5 protein-coding genes and 2 pseudogenes are annotated in these 20,755 nt (G+C 67.2%); 5 read left to right on the top strand and 2 right to left on the bottom strand.

What is annotated here, in order from left to right; genetic code table 11:
- Positions 1-15: 15 nt before the first annotated feature.
- The 5 genes and pseudogenes from ACWGCN_RS02740 to ACWGCN_RS02720 form a co-directional block, all read left to right on the top strand.
- Positions 16-5,133, top strand: coding sequence for an SDR family NAD(P)-dependent oxidoreductase (locus tag ACWGCN_RS02740; RefSeq protein ID WP_452458165.1), 5,118 nt, complete (start codon positions 16-18; stop codon positions 5,131-5,133).
- 18 nt (positions 5,134-5,151) lie between these two features.
- Positions 5,152-7,446, top strand: a complete 2,295-nt coding sequence (locus ACWGCN_RS02735; protein WP_452458166.1) for a type I polyketide synthase — start codon at positions 5,152-5,154, stop codon at positions 7,444-7,446.
- Positions 7,443-7,868: an acyl carrier protein gene (locus ACWGCN_RS02730; RefSeq protein WP_387446766.1), complete on the top strand. Its 426-nt coding sequence runs from the start codon at positions 7,443-7,445 to the stop codon at positions 7,866-7,868. Before ACWGCN_RS02735 ends, ACWGCN_RS02730 begins: the two co-directional genes overlap by 4 nt.
- A gap of 32 nt (positions 7,869-7,900) precedes the next feature.
- Positions 7,901-13,858: pseudogene (locus ACWGCN_RS02725) on the top strand (beta-ketoacyl synthase N-terminal-like domain-containing protein); the annotation flags it as partial.
- 102 nt (positions 13,859-13,960) lie between these two features.
- Positions 13,961-17,290 (top strand): annotated as a pseudogene (locus ACWGCN_RS02720) (type I polyketide synthase); the annotation flags it as partial.
- Positions 17,291-17,304: 14 nt separating this feature from the next.
- Here ACWGCN_RS02720 and ACWGCN_RS02715 read toward each other — a convergent pair.
- Together ACWGCN_RS02715 and ACWGCN_RS02710 are read right to left on the bottom strand one after the other, a co-directional pair.
- Positions 17,305-18,894 carry an amino acid adenylation domain-containing protein gene (locus tag ACWGCN_RS02715; RefSeq protein ID WP_452458167.1) on the bottom strand — a complete coding sequence of 530 codons (1,590 nt, stop codon included), beginning with the start codon at positions 18,892-18,894 and terminating at the stop codon, positions 17,305-17,307.
- Positions 18,895-18,926: 32 nt separating this feature from the next.
- Positions 18,927-20,732 carry a 2-isopropylmalate synthase gene (locus ACWGCN_RS02710; RefSeq protein ID WP_452528948.1) on the bottom strand — a complete coding sequence of 602 codons (1,806 nt, stop codon included), beginning with the start codon at positions 20,730-20,732 and terminating at the stop codon, positions 18,927-18,929.
- Between the last annotated feature and the right edge of the window lie 23 nt (positions 20,733-20,755).

Here is a 20,755-nt window from a genome sequence, read left to right as displayed (position 1 = left end):
CCCGACCGTGTTGCGGTGCCGGTCGTTCCGTGGGTGATTTCGGCCAAGAGTGCTGCCGCGTTGACCGCGCAGGCCGCGAAACTGCTGGCTCACGTGGAGCGACACCCCGGGCTGGACCCGGTCGATATCGGCTATTCGCTGGTGACGACGCGATCCACGTTCGATCACCGGGCTGTCGTTCTGGGCAGGGACAAGGACGAACTCGTCGCCGGACTCACGGCCTTGGCCCAGGACGCCACCGCGCCCGGACTCGTGACCGGCCGTACGACGGTCGGGGCCAAGACCGTTTTTCTGTTCCCGGGCCAGGGCAGCCAATCGTCGGGTATGGGGCGCCTGCTCTGGGATCGGTATCCGGTCTATACCAAGGCGTTCGACGCCATCTGTGCCGAGTTCGACGGAGAACTCGAGACTTCGCTGCGCGAGGTGATCTTCGCCGACCCCGGCTCCGGCACCGCCGAGTTGCTGCATCAGACCGTGTATACGCAGGCCGCGCTGTTCGCGGTGGAGGTGGCGCTCTTCCGGCTGCTCGATTCCTGGAATGTGCGGCCGGACTGTGCGATGGGGCATTCGCTGGGCGAGATCACCGCCGCCCATATCGCCGGTGTCCTGCCGCTGAAGGATGCCTGCACCCTGGTAGCCGCACGCGGTCGGCTCATGCAATCCCTGCCCGCCGGCGGTTCGATGATGTCGGTATCGGCGGCGGAGGATTTCGTGGCACCCTTGCTGGCGGATTACGGAGACAGGCTCGGCATAGCGGCGGTGAACGCACCCACCTCGGTGGTCGTCTCCGGCGACGACGACGCGGTCGGAGAATTCGAAGAGGCGCTGGCAGCCGCCGGAACACAGACGAAGCGACTACGAACCAGCCACGCCTTCCATTCCCGGCGAATGGACCCCGTCCTGGCCGAATTCGCCGCGGTCTGCCGCGGCCTCGATTTTCACGCGCCCGGCATCGAAGTCGTCTCCAACCTCACCGGAAAGCCCGCGGACCCCACCCAGCTCGGTTCACCGGACTACTGGGTTCGGCATCTGCGCGACCCCGTCCGATTCATGTCGGGCGCCCAATACCTGGGCCGAGGTGGCAACGCCGGCAGTTTCCTCGAAATCGGCCCCGGCACCGCGCTTTCCGTGATGACGCGGGAAAGTCTCGCGGCTGCGGGCGACGCCACGCCACCACAGGTCGTCACGTCGATTCTCCGGCTGAACCGTGATGCCGACACGGCTTTCGTCACCGGTGTGGCGGAGGCGTATGTGGTCGGTGTCGGTGTGGATTGGTCGGCTGTCTTCGCGGGGACCGGTGCCGGGCGGGTCGACCTGCCGACGTACGCCTTTCAGCGAAAGTCGTTCTGGCTGAACGAGAGTACGACTACAGATGTCGGCGCGGCCGGTCTATCCGCGGCGGGTCATCCGATGTTGGGTGCGGTGGTCGATCTGGCCGCCGGTGGCGGGGTGTTGCTGTCGGGGCGGTTGGGGTTGCAGACGCATCCGTGGCTGGCCGACCATCGGGTGGGTGGTGCGATCTTGCTGCCGGGGACGGCGTTCGTGGAGTTGGCGCTGCACGCAGGCAGTGTGGTGCAGGCTCCGGTAGTGGAGGAGCTGATCTTGCAGGCGCCCTTGGTGGTGCCGGACTCGGGCGCGGTCGAGCTGCAGGTCGCCGTCGACGAGCCGACGGGGTCCGGGCAGCGGTCGGTGACGGTGTTCTCCCGCCCCCAGGTCCCCGGCCACGGCTCGGGTGCGCCATGGGTGTGCCACGCGACGGGCGTATTGCGTTCGGAGAGTAAGGGTTTCGGAAGTTCGGGCGATTCGGCGCAGTGGCCACCCGCTGGTGCGTCGGCGGTCCCGCTGGGTGAGGTGTACGAAGATCTGGCCGAGGCGGGGTACGAATACGGATCGGTCTTCCGGGGTCTCCGGTCGGTGTGGCGTCGTGGGGACGAGACGTTTGCCGAGGTGAGCATGCCGGAGCATGCGCGGGCGGAGGTGGAAGGGTTCGGCATTCATCCGGCACTGCTGGATTCCGCACTGCACGCGCTGCTGGTCACGGGTGCGCTCGGTGCCGGAACCGCCGCCGGAGATGTCCGCCTGCCGTTCTCCTGGGAGGACGTTTCGCTGTCGGCTGTCGGCGCCACCGATCTGCGGGTTCGACTGCGGGTCGCGGGTTCCGATCGTGTCGAGATCGAGTTGTCCGATCCGGCGGGGGGACCGGTGGCGCGGGTGGGAGCGCTGACGGTTCGAGATGTTTCACCCGCCTCGTTCGGTGCGGCGGCGCAGCGCTTTTCGGTCGGTGACGCACTGTTCACGACCAACTGGTTGGCGGCTCCGTCCAAGGAAGCCGTTGTGCCGCAGGGTGAGTGGACGACCGTTGCCGACGAGACCGGCCTGCCGTTGGAGCGGTGCGTAGTCCACGGCCGGGAATACCTGGTGGCGCGGTGCTTCTTCGCCGAGATCGGTGCGGAGGGCGCCCGACAGGTGCGCACCGGTGTGACCGACGTCCTGGCGCTGTTGCAGAACTTGCAGGGGGTGGATTCGCCGCCGGCCGTCGTGGTCACCTCGGGTGCGGTCGCGACGCATCGCGTCGAGGATGTCGATGATCTGGTGGGCGCCGCCGTGTGGGGGCTGGTCCGCAGTGCCCAGAACGAGAACCCCGGACGGATCGTCCTGGTCGATGTCGGGGATCCTGCGGAATACCGCACCGGGGTCGTCGCCGCGATTTCGCATGGCGGCGAACATCAGAGTGCCGTGCGGGACGGGGAGGTACTCGTGCCACGGCTGGTACGAGTCGGCGCAGATGTCCTCGGCTCCGCGGAGCTTGTCACCGCCGGCGGCGATTGGCAGCTGGTGACGCGAGGGCGAGGGACGTTGCACGGCGACAACATGATCGCCGCTTCCCATGATTCGTCGCCTGCGTCGTTGCGGGCGGGTGAGGTTCGGGTCGGCTTGCGTGCGGTCGGCCTGAATTTCCGTGATGTGCTGATCGCGTTGGAGATGTACCCGATTGCGGACACTCCGGTCGGTAGCGAGGGTGCCGGTGTGGTGCTCGAGGTGGCCGACGATGTGGTGGATCTGACGCCCGGCGATCGGGTGATGGGCATCTTCGCGGGGATCGGGTCGACGGTGGTGGCGGATCAGCGGATGATGGTTCGTCTTCCCGAAGTGCTGACGTTCGAAGAAGCGGCCGGAGTGCCCGTCGTGTTCGCGACCGCGGTCTACGCGCTGCGGGATCTGGCGCAGGCGTCGCCGGGCGAGTCGGTGTTGGTGCATTCGGCGACCGGCGGTGTCGGTATGGCCGCTGTGCAGCTGGCGCGCCATTGGGGACTGGATCTCTACGTGACGGCGAGCGTTCCGAAATGGGATGTCCTGCGTGCCGCGGGATTTTCCGATGATCGGATCGGCGATACCCGGAGCACCGATTTCTCCGCCGAATTCCTCCGGAACACCGGCGGCTCGGGAGTCGACGTGGTTCTCAATTCGCTGACCGGCGACAAGATCGACGCCTCGCTGGAACTGCTGTCACGCGGTGGCCGATTCATCGAAATGGGCGTCACCGATATCCGCGAGGCGGAGCAGATCACCGCGCGGTATCCCGGCGTCGAATACCGCGCGTTCATGCTGCCAGAGGCGGGCGCCGACCGGATTCACGAAATCTTGGTCGAGGTGGCCGACCTGTTCGACACCGGTGCGTTGCGGCCGGTGCCGGTCACGGTGTGGGATGTGCGTCAGGCGCCGGAGGCATGCCGGTTCCTGAGTCAGGCCAGACACGTCGGAAAGAACGTCCTGTCGATACCGAGGAGCCGCAACCCCGAGGGGACCGTGCTCATATCCGGTGGCACCGGTGGTCTCGGAGGCAGGCTGGCCGAACATTTGGTGGCCGAGTGCGGTGTGCGCCATCTGGTGCTGACTTCACGCCGCGGGCCTGCCGCCCTGGGGGTCGGCGAATTGGCGTCGCGATTGTCGGAACTGAGCGCGCGGGTCGAGGTGGTCGCCTGCGACATGGCGAACCCTGCCGCGGTCCGATCACTGGTGGCGGGTATCGATCGGTCGCACCCGCTGACGGCAGTCGTTCAGGTAGCGGGTGTGGTGGACGACGCGGTCTTCTCGTCGCAGACGCCGGGGCATGTCGAGCGGGCGCTGCTGCCCAAGGTGGATGCCACGTGGAATCTGCACGAGGCGACTCGCGATCTGCCGTTGGACGCGTTCGTCATGTACTCCTCGGTGGCGGGGGTGCTCGGCAGTCCCGGCCAAGCGAATTACGCGGCGGCGAACGCCTTTCTGGACGGCTTGGCGCACCACCGCCAGCGGCTCGGCTTGCCGGCGACCGCCATGGCCTGGGGCGTCTGGGAGCGGCCCACCGGGATGACCGGGCACCTGCGGGACGCGGATCTCGAGCGATTGCGGCGTGGCGGTTTCGCGCCGATTTCGGACGCCAAGGGCATGGCCCTGTTCGATGCGGCGATGGCCACGGGTCTGCCGTCGACCGTGCCTGCCCCCATGGAACTGGAGGCGATTCGCCGGCGGATTGTCGACGTGGACGACATTCCGCCGCTGCTGCGCGGACTGGTCCGGGTAACCAGACAAGCTTCCGACAGCGATTCGGGTACCGTCTCGAAGCTGCTGGCTGAATCGGCCGGGCTCAGCCGCGCCGACAAGGAACGACTGTTCCTCGACGCGATCCGCTCGCACGCGGCCACTGTGCTCGGGCACGGCTCTCCCGACGACATCCCCGCCGACTCCGCCTTCGCCGACCTGGGATTCGATTCGCTCGGCGCGGTCGAGTTCCGCAATCGAGTGCAGTCCGCGACCGGTGTGAAGCTGTCGGCGACCGCCGTCTTCGACTATCCGACTCCCTCGGCATTGGCTCGCTACATCGGCGAGCATCTCGCGCCCGACGACAACCCGGCAAGACGAATACTCGGTCAGATCGACTCACTCGCCGAGACCTCGCTACTCGGGGATCTCGAAGATCAAGACCTCCGGATCTTCGCGGATCGTATGGAGGAAATGGCCAGGAGAGTCAGGGCGACATTGCCGGAGAGCGTCGTTGTGAGTCGTGAGGTCGATCCGGAAGAGGACATAGATTTTGATGAAGACGACGCCATATTCGAGTATCTGGACCGTTCCGATCCGACGTTCAACTGAGTTGAGAGGTCTTTGGCAGTGAGGGAGGACGAGCTCCGGGACTATCTGAAGAAGGCCGTCAAGGACCTGCAGAAGGCTCGCCAGCGCTTGCGGGACATCGAGGCGAAGTCGCGCGAGCCGATCGCGATCATCGGCATGTCCTGCCGCTATCCAGGTGGCATCGAATCACCTCAGGACCTGTGGGAGACCGTTCTGAACGGTCGCGATGTCATCACGGATTGGCCGACGGATCGCGGGTGGGACAACCTTGTCCGACATGGTCTCGGGCCCATAGATTTCGACAAGATCCGGAGTCGTTCCGGCGGATTCCTCACCGCGCCTGGCGAGTTCGATGCCGAATTCTTCGGGATCACGCCACCCGAGGCGTCGGCGATGGATCCACAACAGCGCCTGGTGCTGGAAGCGGCGTGGGAGGCTGTCGAATGCGCCAGGATCGATCCACGGACGTTGCACGGCAGCGACACCGGCGTCTATGTCGGCGCGGGCAATGACCAAGGCTATGGATCCCTGGAGGCGCAGGGGGAGTACGCCGATACCGACTCGACGGCTTATCTGACCGGAAGTGTCGCGGCGCTGGCCTCGGGGCGGATCTCGTACATCCTGGGCCTGAAAGGGCCTGCGATAAGCCTGGATACCGCGTGTTCGTCAGGTTTGGTGGCCGTGCATACGGCCGTGCAGGCCCTGCGTTCGGGCGAATGCGCGATGGCGCTGGCCGGGGGCGGTTCGGTCCTCGCGACGCCGGGAGTCTTCGCGCTGTTCGAGGGCGGTCTCGGAGTGGCCGCAGACGGGCGGGTGAAATCGTTCGCGGCGGGCGCCGACGGGACGATTTTCGCCGAAGGCGTGGGAATGCTGGTGCTGGAGCGCTTGTCGCAGGCACGGCGGCTCGGGCACGAGGTGCTGGCGGTGGTGCGTGGTTCGGCGGTCAATCAGGATGGTGCCTCGAACGGGTTCATGGCGCCGAACGGCCTGGCTCAGCAGCAGGTGATCCGCGCGGCGCTGGCCAACGCCGGGGTGCCGGCCGCCGAAGTGGATGTGGTGGAAGGACACGGGACCGGTACCGAGCTGGGGGACCTGATCGAGGCACAGGCATTGCTGGCGACCTACGGACAGAGCAGGCAGCAGGATCGGCCGTTGCTGCTGGGATCGATCAAGTCGAACATGGGCCACACACAGCTCGCTTCCGGGATCGCGGGGGTGATCAAGATGGTGGAGGCGATGCGCTGCGAGACAGTGCCGTCGACGCTGCATGTCGATGAACCCAGCCCCCATGTGGACTGGTCGACCGGGGGCGTGCACGTGGTTACCGAGACACAGTCGTGGCCGGACAATGATTGGCCGCGCCGGGCCGCAGTATCGTCCTACGGAATCAGCGGCACCAACGCGCATGTGATTCTCGAGCAGGTTCCCTCGGGCGTTCCTGTCGACGCGACAGATTCGGCCGTGCTCTCGGTGATTCCGTGGGTGATTTCGGCCAAGAGTGACGCGGCCCTGATGGCGCAGTCGGCGAAGCTGCTCGCTCATGTGCAGCGGCACCCGGAGTTGGATCCGGTCGATATCGGTTATTCGCTGGCGACGACACGATCGGCGTTCGACTACCGGGCCGTTGTCCTCGGCAGGGACAGGAAAGAACTCGTTGACGGACTGACGGCATTGGCCGAAGGTTCCACCGTGACGGGGCTTCTCACCGGCCGAACGGCAGTCGACGCGACGACGACCTTCCACTTCGCTGGACGGGATACCGGTGCGGGACAGCTGCTGTACGAGGAATTTCCGGTTTTCGCCGCCGCGTTCGACGCTGTCACTGCTGAGTTCGGTGAACAGCCGGCGGCGCCGTTCACGGTGGAGGTTGCCCTGGTCCGGTTGCTGGAATCCTGGGGTGTGCGGCCGGATTGTGTGATGGGCAGTTCGCTGGGTGAGATCACCGCTGCTCATGTCGCTGGTGTTTTGTCGTTCAAAGATGCCTGCACGCTGGCGACCGCGGACGAATTGCCCACGGCACTGGCCGATTTCGCTCTCGCGGAGCCGTCGATATCGTTCGCGGCCTCGGGCGAACCGGCCGGGCCGTTCGGCTCCTTGTACACCCCGGAGCCGGCGCGCGACGTGCTGGCACGTCCGGGAGCCACCCTCATCGAGATCGGATTCGACGCACCGCATGCGCTTCTTCGGGGCGTCGCGGGCGGCTGGATTCGAGGGATCCGGGTCGACTGGGGAGCCGTCTTCGGACGGCGGGGCACGGTGGCATTGCCCACGTATGCATTTCAGCGGCAACGCTATTGGCGTGGCATCGCCCTCGGAAATGAGGAATCCAAGTGAGTCATGACTCGTCGGGCGCCTCGTCCGGTTCGCGGCCGGTGAATATTCCCGGTGAGCGAGAAATCCGTTCCTGGTTCATCGGTGCACTCGCGGAGAAGCTGGCGGTACCACGCGCGGAGATCGATACCACCGTGCCGTTCGCGGAGCTGGGATTGACGTCGCTGCAAGGCGTGCGGATGTCGGATGAGCTGAGTCGATGGCTCGGCGTCGCGGTATCGGCCGGAGTCGTCTTCGACTATCCGACAATCGATCTGCTGGCCCGTCACCTGTTCAGTGAGATCAGCGACGGTGACTCGACCGAGATGACCGAAGCATCGGATCCCGGGGACGAGGATGCCGGGGAAAGTTTGGAAGACATAGAGGAACTGCTCCGACTGCTGGATGAGGATGCCGGCGGGGATGGTCACGGGGAGACCGAGTGAGTACTGCGAACTCTTTTCGCAGCTTGATTTGAATGGGTGCGCATATGTTCGGTTCGTTTTTGGATCTGTTGATGCTGCGGAAGGCGGAGCAAGGATCTGGTCTCGCCTTCCGATTCCTGAAAACGGGCGACATCGGCGGTGACATCGATGAACTGACCTACGCCGACCTGGAACGCCGGGCCATGGCGATCGGGGCACGGTTGCAGGCCGAGGGTTTCGCGCATCGGCGGGCGTTGTTGCTGTACCCACCGGGGATCGAGTTCCTCTCGGGCTTCTTCGGCTGCCTTGCCGGTGCCGTGGTGGCGGTGCCGGTGCCGTTGCCACAGCGGCACGAGGTCGATCGGGCGTTGCGCCGGTTGCGTCAGGTCATCGCGGACGCCGACATCCAGGTGGTGCTGACCACCCGATCGGTCATCGATGCGCTCGGCGCGGTGGTCGAGCAGGTGCCGGAACTGGCGAGGCTGCGATGGATCGCGACCGACGAAGTTCCCGGCGATATCGCGTCGACCTGGTCCGATCCCGGGGTGGGCCCGGAAACGGTCGCCTTTCTGCAGTACACGTCGGGCTCTACGAGTGCACCGCGAGGCGTCGTCGTCACCCACCGCAACCTCCTGCACAATCAGCAGGCGATCGCCGAGGCCATGGACCACACCCCCGAGCGGGTGGCGTCGTGGAACGGTTCGTTGTTCGTCAGCTGGTTGCCGGTGTATCACGACATGGGGCTGATCGGGCCGGTGTTGCAGACGGTGTATCTGGGGGTCGATGCAGTTCTGTTCTCTCCGTTGCACTTTCTGCAGAAGCCGGAGCGGTGGCTGCACGCGGTATCGCACTTTCGGGCGCACACCAGCGGCGGTCCCAACTTCGGCTACGAACTGGCCGCACGGCGAGTCACCGCCGAACTGGCAGAACAGCTGGACCTGAGCCGATGGCGGGTGGCGTTCAACGGGGCGGAGCCGGTGCGCGCAGGCACACTGCGCCGATTCGCGGACGCGTTCGCACCGTCGGGGTTTCGGCCGGAGACATTCCAGCCGGTCTACGGCTTGGCCGAGGCCACGCTGCTCGTGACGGGCGCTCCGGTCGATCGCGCACCGACAGTGGTGAAACATTCCACCGATGCCGACCCCGCCCGGTCACGTGAGGTGGTCGGGGTGGGTTACCCGCCCCGAGGTGTCACGCTCGCGATCGTGGATCCCGAGCGAGGCGTGGAGTGCCGCGACGGCGAAGTCGGCGAGATCTGGGTGTCCGGCGACAGTGTGGCGGCAGGGTATCTGAACGACGAGGACAAGACGGCCGAGGTGTTCGGCGGCGTCCTCGTCGACGGTCGGGGTCGTTTTCTGCGGACCGGCGATCTCGGATTCCTTTCCGCGGGCGAATTGTTCGTCGCGGGGCGGAGCAAGGATCTGCTGATCATCGACGGCAAGAACCACTACCCGCAGGACATCGAGTTGACGGCCGAATCCGCGCACGGCTCGGTGCGTCCGGGCTGCGTCGCGGCGTTCCCCGTGGACACGGGCGATGTCGGGGAGCGGCTGGTACTGGTCGTCGAAGTGGCGGCGACCGAGGCGGACGAGCTGGACTACATCCGGGCAGCTGTCCGCGGCGCCGTTGCTACCGAACACGCCATCGCCATCCACGATGTCGTGCTGATCCGCCCGCGAACGATCTTGAAGACGAGTAGCGGCAAGGTCCAGCGCCGGGCTTGCCGCACAGCCCATCTCGACGGCGAACTGGACACGGTCGAGGTTCCGGCAGGCGCTGCGGCAGCGGAGAACCAGGAGACTCGACGCATCGCCGACACGGCTTCGGCGGCGCAGATCGAAGCGTGGCTGATCGCCGCGGTGGCGCAGGAGACCGGCCTGCACCAGGACCGGATCGACGTCGATCGTCCGCTGGCCGAATTCGGTTTGGGCTCCAGCAGTTTGGTCCGGCTCACGGCGAGTTTGGCCGAAAGCATCGGCCGGGATGTCGATCCGAGTGTGATCTTCGAACATCCGACTATCACCGCCCTCGGCACCGTCCTCGCTGAGGCGGCCACACCACGAGCCGACGAACAGCCCGACACCGGCGACAGTGCCGTGGCGATTGTGGGGATGGCATGCCGATTGCCCGGCGGAGCAGACGATCCGGAAGCATTCTGGAAGCTGCTGGCCGACGGGACAGACGTAGTCGGCGAGGTGCCGTCGGGTCGATGGAACCTCGACGGGCTGTACCATCCGGACCCCGACGTCGCGGGCACGGCATACACGCTGCGGGGCGGATTTCTCGAGCGGATCGCCGAGTTCGACGCCGCCTTCTTCGGCATCACGCCGCGGGAAGCCGCGGCGATGGACCCGCAGCAGCGGCTGCTGTTGCAGACCAGCTGGGAGGCGATCGAACGGTCCGGGTGTGATCCTCGCGCATTGAGCGGTACGTCGACCGGGGTGTATCTCGGGCTCTACAGCAGCACCTACCTCGCCGGCGCGGCGCTGGCTCAGCTCGACGGTTATGTGGGCACCGGTTCGGCGACCAGTGTCGCGGCCGGCCGGATCGCCTACCAGCTGGGCCTGCACGGCCCGGCGGTGACCATCGACACGGCGTGTTCGTCGTCGCTGGTGGCGCTGCATCTGGCCGCGCAGGCACTGCGGGCGGGTGAATGTGATCAGGCCCTCGCGGGTGGGGCCACGGTGTTGGTTGGCCCCGAGACCCACGTTGAGTTCAGCAGGCTGCGAGCGATGTCGCCGTCTGGGGTGTGCAGGCCGTTCTCCGCCGACGCCGACGGCATGGTGTGGGGCGAAGGTTGCGGCGTGGTGATGCTCAAGCGCCTGGACGACGCCGTGCGCGACGGCGATCCGGTGCTGGCGGTGCTTCGGGGGTCGGCAGTCAACTCGGACGGTCGTAGCCAGGGCCTGACCGCTCCGAACGGTATCGCGCAGGAACGGGTCATGCGCGCGGCGCTGGCCGCGGCGGGTCTGCACGCGGCCGACATCGACTACGTGGAGGCGCACGGCACCGGCACCACCCTCGGCGATCCGATCGAAATGCGGGCGTTGGCAAGGGTATTCGGTCCAGGTCGCGAACCGGGGCGTCCGATGGGGGTGGGTTCGGCGAAGTCCAACCTCGGGCACAGCCAGGCAGCGGCCGGGATCGTCGGCGTGATCAAGACCGTGCTCGCGCTGCGGCACGAGACAGTGCCTGCTTCGCTGCACGCCGAGCATCCGACCGAGCGGATCGACTGGGAGACGAGCGGTGTCGCGGTGCAGAATCGGCCCGCGCGGTGGCTTCGCGGTAGCCGGCCGCGGCGGGCCGGGGTGAGCTCGTTCGGGATCAGCGGCACCAACGCGCATGTCGTCCTCGAGGAGGCGCCACCCGCGGCTGTCGAACCGGACGGCGCGGGCAGCGCGACCTTGTTCCCCCTCTCGGCCCGCAGTGATGCCGCACTGCGCGGTCAGCTCGAGCGCCTGATCGGCCTGCTGGAATCGGATCCTGGCCTCGCCCTGCCGTCGGTGGCGCGATCACTTGCCCTGCACCGCACGCACTTCGAGCGCCGGGCAGTGGTCGTGGCCGCCGATCGTGCGGAGTTGCTCGAGGGACTTCGGGCAGTCTCGCTGGGCGAGCCCGCGCCGAACACGGTGGGGCCCGAGGACGCGGTGATCTCGGGCAAGGTGGCGTTCGTATTTCCTGGGCAAGGATCCCAGTGGCTGCGGATGGGCCGGGATCTGTGGTCGCAATCCCCGGTGTTCCGAGCCGAATTCGCACGTTGCGACGAAGCGTTGCGCCCCCACACCGGCTGGTCGGCGGTGGGTGTGCTGTGTGGTGATGCGGACGCGCCCCCGCTGCGTGACGATGATGTCGTGCAGCCGATGCTGTTCGCGGTGATGGTGTCGCTGGCCGCGATGTGGCAGGCGGCCGGCGTGCTGCCGGACGCGGTGGTAGGCCACAGCCAGGGTGAGATCGCCGCGGCCTATGTCGGCGGTGCCATCGGGCTGGCGGCCGCGGCAGCCGTGATCACCCGGCGCAGCCGGGCCTTGTCGACCGTCAGCGGTGGTGCGATGGCGGCGGTCGGATTGCCTGCCGCGGCACTGGAAGCGAGGCTGGGTGGCGGGGTGTCGGTGGCCGCGGTGAACAGTGGCGCCTCCACCGTGCTGACCGGTGACCGCGAGGCCGTGACGGCCCTGCTGGCCGAACTGGAGCAGGAGAACGTCTTCTGCCGTCTGCTGGCGGTGAACTACGCATCGCACTGCTCGGACATGGACCCGCTGCGGGAGCCACTGGCTGCCGAGCTGGCGGGGATCGTTGCCCTTCCGGCCTCGATCACCTGGTACTCGACAGTCTCCGCGGAGCCACTGCCCGCCGAGCCGCTGGCGCCGGACTACTGGTATCGCAATCTGCGCGAGCCGGTCCGTTTCGCCGACACGATCGAGCGGATGATCGGCGACGGCTACCGATTCTTCGTCGAGGCGAGCCCGCATCCGAGCTTGACCACGGCCGTCGAAACCGTTGCCGCGGAGTGTGATCGCGCGGTCGTCGCGGTCGGCTCCCTGCGCCGAGGCGAAAGCGGTCCACGTTGTCACGATCGTGCGGTGGCGCAACTGTACGTCAGCGGTTTCGGGCTGGACTGGACACCTCTGATGCCCGCGTCCGGCCGCGCCGATCTGCCCACGTACGCCTGGGATCCGCAGTCGTACTGGACCGAGCCGAAGGGAATCGGCACGAGCAGGTCGGGGCTGTCCACGATCGGTCACCCGCTCCTGGATGTGGTGGTGGCGCAACCGGATTCCGGTGGTGTGGTGGTGGCAGGCAGGGTGGCCATGGCGTCGGCCGGCTGGCTTCGTGATCACACCGTGGGTGGCTCGGTACTGATGCCCGGTGCGGCCCTCGTGGAGCTGGCCGTGCGAGCAGGTGACGAGGTGGGCTGTCCGGTAGTCGCCGAACTCGTGCTACACGCGCCGTTGGTGGTGCCCGCTGTGGGAGGCGCTTACCTGCGAGTCGTGGTCGGCGGTCCGCAGCAGGGTGGGATGCGTTCGGTGTCGGTGTACTCGCGCGAGGAGGGCAGGACAGAGGACGGCGAGCGACCCTGGGTGTGCCATGCGTCCGGGGAGTTGTCGCCACAGACCTCGGCGCCGACGATGCCCGAACTGGCCCAGTGGCCGCCGGCGCGCGCGGTCGAGTCCGATATCGGGCGTTTCTACGCTGACCTCGCCGAGCGGGGATACGAGTACGGTCCGGCGTTCCAGGGTGTGCGCGCGGCGTGGCGGCGCGGCGCGGACGAGGTGTTCGCGGAGGTGGTGTTGCCGGAGCCGGAGGACGTCGGCCCGTACGCGCTCCACCCTGCGCTGTGGGACGCGGCGGTGCAGGTCATCGCGTTGGCCGGGTTAGAGCCGGCGGACGGGTTCGTGCTGCTGCCCTTCTCCTGGTCCGGGGTGTCGATACACGCGGTCGGCGCGACCGCGCTGCGGGTGCAGCTGACCCGCAGCGGAGACCGGCAGGTGCGGGTGCGGATGGCCGATCCCTCGGGCGCGCCGGTGGCCTCGATCGAATCTCTTGCGGTGCGGGACATGTCGTTGTCGCAGTTCACATCGACCGTCTCCGGACCGGGATCGCAATTCGCGGTCGAATGGGTGCCGCTTCCGTCGCCGGGGCGCACCGAAACCGTGGCGCGGACGGTCTTGACGGTGCGACCGCCCGACGCGCCGCACGGTGTCCCGGCCGACCTGGCGGCATCGACGCGGACCGCGGTCGCCACGGTGCTCGAACGGGTGCGGCGGTGGCTGTCGACCGGCCCGGATGCCCCGCTCGTGGTGGTGACGTGCCGGGCGGTGTCGGTCCACGGCGAGGACGTGGTCGATCTGAGCCGCGCGCCGGTGTGGGGATTGCTGCGCTCGGCCCAGACGGAGAATCCCGGGCAGATCGTGCTGGTCGATGTCGAGGATTGGACACAGGTCGACACCGCGGTGTCCGCGGCGCTGGCGGTCGACGAGCCACAGGTGGCATGGCGTGACGGTGCGGTACTGGCACCCCGGCTGATCAGGGACAACGGACAGTCCACCCTCAGCGCGCCCGCCGGGAGCGCCGCCTGGGGACTGGTCACCCTCGGTACCGGCACGCTGGACGCGGACAACCTGGCCTTGCGGCCGTGGCCGGCAGCGGATCGGCGGCTCGGTCCACGCGAGGTGCGCCTGGTTGTGCGTGCCAACGGTATGAACTTCCGCGATGTGCTGATCGCGCTCGGCACCTACCCCGACCCGGGCATCGCGGTGGGTGCCGAAGGCTCGGGCGTGGTCCTCGAGGTGGGGGAGGAGGTGACCGATCTCGCGCCCGGAGAACGGGTGATGGGATTGTTCGCCGGCGCCGGTTCGGTGGCGGTGGCCGATCGCCGTACGGTGGTGCCGATTCCCGCCGGGCTGACCTTCGCCCAGGCCGCCGCGATTCCGGCGGCCTTCCTCACCGCCCACTACGCCTTGACCGAACTCGCGGACCTCCGCGCGGGGATGCGCATTCTCGTGCACGCCGCGACCGGCGGTGTCGGGATGGCCGCGGTCGCGCTGGCGCGGCATCGGGGGCTGGAGGTCTTCGCCACCGCCAGCCCCGGCAAGTGGGCCACGTTGCGGGACATGGGATTCGACGACGAGCACATCGCCTCGTCACGCACTCTCGAATTCGAGGACCGGTGCCGCGCGCAGTTCGGTTCCGCCGGAGCGGATGCCGTGCTCAATTCACTCACGGGTGACCTGCTGGACGCGTCGTTGCGGCTGATGGCGCCCGGCGGCACATTCATCGAAATGGGCAAGGCCGATCTTCGCGATCCCGAACATGTGGCAGCCACATACGCCGGAGTCCGCTATCGCGCGTTCGATCTGACCCGGGCCGATCCGGATCGGCTGCAGCAGATGTTGTGTGAGATCGTCGCGCTGTTCGACTCGGGTGCGTTGGCGCCGTTGCCGATTCGCGCCTGGGATCTGCGTGAAGCGCCCGCGGCGTATCGGTTCATGGCGCAGGCGAGGCACGTCGGAAAGCTCGTACTGACGGTGCCCCGGCCGATCGACCCGGACGGAACGGTCCTGATCACCGGCGGGACCGGAATGCTCGGCACGCTGCTGGCCCGGCACATGGTGTCCGAATACGGTGCCAGGAATCTGCTGCTCATCAGTAGGCGAGGACAGGCGGCGGCAGCCGCGGAGGCCGTCACCGAGGAATTGAGGGCGCTGGGTGCCAGTGTCACCCTGGTCGCCTGTGACGTCGCCGATCGGGACGCCCTGGCGGCCGTCTTGGCGGGAATCCCGGCGCAGCAACCGTTGACGGCCGTGATTCACGCGGCCGGAGTCCTCGACGATGCCGTGTTCGATGCGGTGACCCCGGCGGGGCTGGACACGGTGATGCGGCCGAAGGTAGACGCCGCGTGGCACTTGCACGAGCTCACCCTCGACGCGGATCCGGCCGCATTCGTGTTGTTCTCCTCGATGGCGGGTGTGGTGGGCACGCACGGTCAGGCGAACTACGCGGCTGCGAACGTCTTTCTGGACGCGTTGGCGCAGCATCGGCGGCACCGGGGTCTGCCCGCGATCTCGATGGCCTGGGGGCAGTGGGACCAGGCGAGCGAGATGACCGGTCACCTCGACGATCGGGACAGGGCCCGGCTGAGTCGAAGCGGCATGGTCGCGCTGTCCGCCGAGGAGGGCTTGCGACTGTTCGATACGGCGATGGCTGCCACGCGCGCAGTCGTGGTGACCGCGCGGATCGACACCGCCGCCCTCGCGGCGCTCGACGATGTCCCAGCGCTGGTCCGCGCCCTGGTGCCCACCCGGCGAGCGGCTCACGTGGAGCGACCGACCGCCGGTGCCGTGTCCACCGGCGCCACCGCCGCCGAACGGGAACAGCAGATGCTGGCGTCGATCGTCGAACACGCCAGTGCCGTGCTCGGGTCCGAGCAGCGGTCGGTGCACGTCGATCGTTCGTTCACAGAGCTCGGGTTCGATTCACTCAGCGCGGTGGAATTCCGCAACCGGCTCCAGCGGGCAACAGGCGTCCGGCTGCTGGTGACCGCGGTGTTCGACTACCCGACTCCGGCGGCACTGGCCCGTCACCTGACGGCCGAGATCGCGCCGCGGCCCTCGACACCTCCGTCGGCGAGCCGGATGGTTCGGCCGGACCGCGATGATCCGATTGTCATCGTGGGCAGCAGTTGCCGGTATCCCGGCGGGGCGGATTCCGCCGACGAACTGTGGGAGATAGTTACCCAGGGGCGCGACGTGCTCAGCCCATTCCCCGAAGACCGCGGGTGGAACCTGGCCGATCTCTATCATCCGGATCCCGATCACACCGGTACGACCTACGCTCGCGCCGGTGGCTTCCTCGACAGCGTGGCCGGGTTCGACGCCGACTTCTTCCGGATCAGCCCGCGGGAGGCGCTGGCGATGGATCCGCAGCAGCGGTTGCTGCTCGAGGTGTCGTGGGAAGCGCTGGAGCGTGCCGGGATCGACCCGGAATCACTGCGGGGCAGCGCGACCGGGGTATATGCCGGCATCACCTACGCGGACTATGCGGCCCGCCTGCTGAACAACGCGCCGCCCGAAGCCGAGGCGTATCTGGGCGAGAGCTCCACACTCAGCTTGGGCTCCGGTCGGATCGCCTATTTCCTCGGGCTGGAGGGCCCCGCGTTGACAGTCGATACAGCGTGCTCGTCGTCGCTGGTCTCACTCCATCTGGCCGCACAGGCACTCCGGTCAGGTGAATGCTCGATGGCGTTGGCCTGCGGCGCCACGATCATGGCGTCGCCGGGGGTGTTCATCGGATTCTCGCGCAAGAGGGGGCTCGCGCCGGACGGCCGATGCAAAGCGTTCTCGGATGCGGCCGACGGCACCGGATTCTCCGAAGGCGTGGGTGTTGTTGTGTTGGAGCGCCTTTCGGACGCGGAGCGGTTGGGTCATCCCGTGTTGGCGGTGGTGGCCGGCTCGGCGGTCAATCAGGACGGTGCCAGCAACGGCCTCACCGCACCGAACGGCCCGGCGCAGCAGGCGGTCATCCGCGCGGCCCTGGCCGATGCCGGCTTGGCGCCGAACGAGATCGACGCGGTCGAGGCGCACGGCACCGGCACCACGCTCGGCGATCCGATCGAGGCGCAGGCGCTGCTGGCCGGCTACGGGCAGGATCGCCCCGTGGATCGACCGTTGTGGCTGGGCTCGGTGAAGTCGAATATCGGCCACACCCAGGCTGCTTCCGGGCTGGCGGGCGTCATCAAGATGGTGGAGGCCCTCCGGCGCGGCGTGCTGCCCGCGACACTGCATGTGGACAAGCCGAGCCGCCACGTCGACTGGGAGGCCGGCGCGGTGAGCCTGCTCACCGAGGCTCGGGAATGGCCGGCCGTCGATCGTCCCCGGCGTGCCGGTGTGTCGTCATTCGGACTCAGCGGTACCAACGCGCACGTGATCCTGGAGCAGGCGCCGTCCGGGCCCACCGTTCGCTATGCCGGAGAGGAGCTGCTACGAGATACACCGTGAGCGGCTAGGGCCTTGCGGTCGACTTTGCCGTTCGGATTGAGTGGAAATGCCGTTACTTCGACGAATTCGGCGGGGACCATCGCGTGCGGTAGCACTGCGAGCAACTCTTTGCGCAGTCGAGGCTTGTCGAGTGCGTCGGCCGTCGGAATCACGAAGGCGATCAGTTGCAGATCGTCGGCGTCGTCGGCCACCGCGACGACCGCCGCGTCGTTGACCGCACCGTTGCGCCGCACGGCTTGGTCGACCTCTCCCAGATCGATCCGATGACCGCGGATCTTCACCTGCGAGTCCATGCGGCCGACCAGGACGAGCTCGCCGCCTGGCGTCACATAGCCCCGGTCGCCGGTGCGGTACACCGGAATCAGCAGCCCGTTCCGCTCGATCTTCGTGAACCGAGCCGACCCCTCTTCCGACGGGTTGATATAGCCGGCGCCGACACTTGCCCCGGAGATGCAGATCTCCCCGACCTCACCGGGCCCCACCTCGTCCAGGTGCTCGCCGAGCAGGTGGATCGTGGTGTTGTACACCGGCTTTCCGGCCGGCGTGACACCCGCGGCGGCGTAGCCCGGGTAGTCGGTCATCGGGTGGGAGGTGGCGACGTCGGTGCACTCCGCAACGCCGTACTGGTGCAGCAGGACGCAGGTGTTCCCAGGCCGCGTCGCCCACGTCGACACCCGTGTGGAGGACAGCGCTTCGCCACCGATGAACACGTATCCCACCTGCGCCAGTGCCGTGCCACCGCGCTTCATCTCCCGGTCGACCAGCAGGTAGAGCGTGCTCGGGGCGCAGTGCAGGGTTCGCACGTCACGCTCACCGAGCAAGCGGTAGGCGAGCGAAAGGTCGAAGCTGCGGCTGCCGAGCAGGTGCACGGCAGCGCCCGAGAACAGCGGTGTCATGATGCTGCGTTGCGTGATGTCGAACCCGAACGAGCTCACCACGAGACTCGACGAGAGCTGGTCCAGACCGTATTCGAGGACGAGCCAGTTCAGCAGGTTGTACCAGCCGCGATGGCGCACCGCGGTCGCCTTCGGAGTCCCCGTCGAGCCCGAGGTGAAGACGACATAGCACAGGTCCTCCGGCGTCACCGCCGACTGCGGATTACTCACCGGTGCATCGCGGATCGCCTGATCGCGCCCCTCGTCGGAGAGCAGGATCGTCTCGGGGCGGCTGGGGCCGAGCATTGCCTCGGTCTCGGCCGAGCCGATGACCATGGCCATGTCGGGCAGCTGCGCCAGCATCAGTCGCAACCGGTCCGGCGGGTACGAGGTGTCGAGTGGTACATAGGCGGCACCGGCCTTGAGTACCCCGAGAATCGCCTCGATCAGGCACGGAGTCCGATCCAGGCAGAGGCCGACCAGGGAACCGGGCCCGACCGATTTCGACCGCAGATGATGCGCGAGCTGATTCGCCCGGGCGTTGAGCTCACCGTAGGACCGGACGACAGGGCCGCATGTCACAGCGACTCGATCGGCAGCGGCAGCGGCGTGGCGTTCGAATTCGAGGTGGACAAGTGGGCGGTCGGGGAGCGCGAGGGTGTGTCCGGGCAGAGTCATACAGGGTGTCCTCGATCGTGATGGCGATGCGATCAGTGAATCGGCTCTGCGGATACCCCGCCGCGAACCTTGTTCACCGCGTTGATGATGGCGCGCACTTCCGCCGCCGTCGTCGAATCGTCCAGACCGACCCCGAAGGACCGCACCTGGTCGACGATCAGTTCGCAGTAGACGGGGTTGCCGTGCGGACAGCTCCGATCTGCCGGTGCTTGACGAGTCACGTCGACAACGTCGATGTCATGCCCCGCTCGACGCATTCCGTCGACGAGAGCGGAGCTCGGGTCCGCACCGGATCCGTGGAATTCGATCAGCCTGCCGTCCTCGGTGACCGTAACGATGACGGAGATCCCGGGGCCGCTGTTCTCCCTCCTGCAGTGCTCGAACAGCAGGGGCGCTTCCACTTCGACGTATTCCGCGCGGAATACGTCCCAGAGTCGATCCGGGTCGAGTTCGGTCCCACTGGCGTCCACCAGCAGCTGAACGGTATCGGCGAAATGGCGACGAAGCGCCTTGGGCAGGTGGAGGCCGTGCCGAGTCTCGAGTACGTGGGCGATGCCGCCCTTGCCGGACTGACTGTTGAGCCGGACGATCGACTCGTAGCTACGCCCCACATCTTTCGGGTCGATCGGTAGGTAGGGAACCTCCCACGCCAGGGAACGCACGTCCCGGTCCGTATCGGCGGCGCGCTGTTGCAGGGCCGCCATGCCCTTGGCGATCGCATCCTGATGGGTGCCGGAGAAGGCCGTGTAGACGAGTTCGCCGACGTAGGGGTGGCGCGGGTGGACCGGCATCTGGTTGCAGTACTCGACAGTCGCCCGTATGTCATCGATGTTCGAGAAGTCGAGTTTCGGGTCGATTCCGCGGCTGAACAGATTGAGTGCCAACGTGGCCAGGCAGACGTTGCCGGTCCGCTCACCGTTACCGAACAACGTGCCCTCGACACGGTCCGCACCGCTCAGCAACGCGAGTTCCGCCGACGCGACGGCGGTCCCGCGGTCGTTGTGCGGATGCACCGACAGGATTATCGATGCGCGATCCTCGAGATTCCGGTCCATCCATTCGACCTGGTCGGCGAACACGTTCGGCGTATCCGTCTCGACTGTCGTGGGGAGGTTCAGAATCAGCGGCCGATCGGGTCGCGCGCCGCAGATGGCCGCCACGGAGTTGGCGAGCTCCAGCGTGAACTCGGGCTCGGTGATGTTGAAGGTCTCCGGTGAGTACTCGAAGAGGAGCCGTGACGGGTCGAACGTGTCGGCGCATCGCATCATGTGTTCGGCGGCGCCGTCGGCCATTCGCCGGACGTCGTTCATCGACATGCCGAACACGACCTCGCGCCAGAGGCACGCTGTCGCATGGCACAGGTGCACAACCGCGCGATCCGCGCCACGAACAGCTTCGAACGTCCGATCGATCAGCTCCGGCCTGGCCGGAGTGAATACGCTTATCGTCACATCGTCGGGAATCCGGTCTCCGTCGATAATGCTGCGGACGAAATCGAAATCGGCCTGGCTCGCCGACGGATAGCCGACCTCGATGTCTTTGAATCCGATACCGACGAGAAGATCGAACATCTTCGCTTTGCGGTGCAGGTCCATCGGATGTGCCAATGCCTGGTTACCGTCGCGCAAGTCCACCGAACTCCACAGCGGAGCATTGTCTATCGTTCGAGTCGGCCACAATCGTCCCGCCGGCTCATCTCTCAATTGTGTCGGGTGTGCCGCGCGAACATATCTGCCGAACGGCATCGGCGAGTCGACCTGTTGATTCCGGAACGGCTGAGTTGCAGGCGTCGGCGAGGCAAGCCGAAGATGTGGCAAGTCGCCACTGGTTGTCGTCATGTGCACCCCCGTCGCATATCGCT

The sequence above is a fragment of the Nocardia sp. NPDC055050 genome (assembly GCF_053608345.1).
This window is presented reverse-complemented; position numbering and strand designations above follow the sequence as displayed.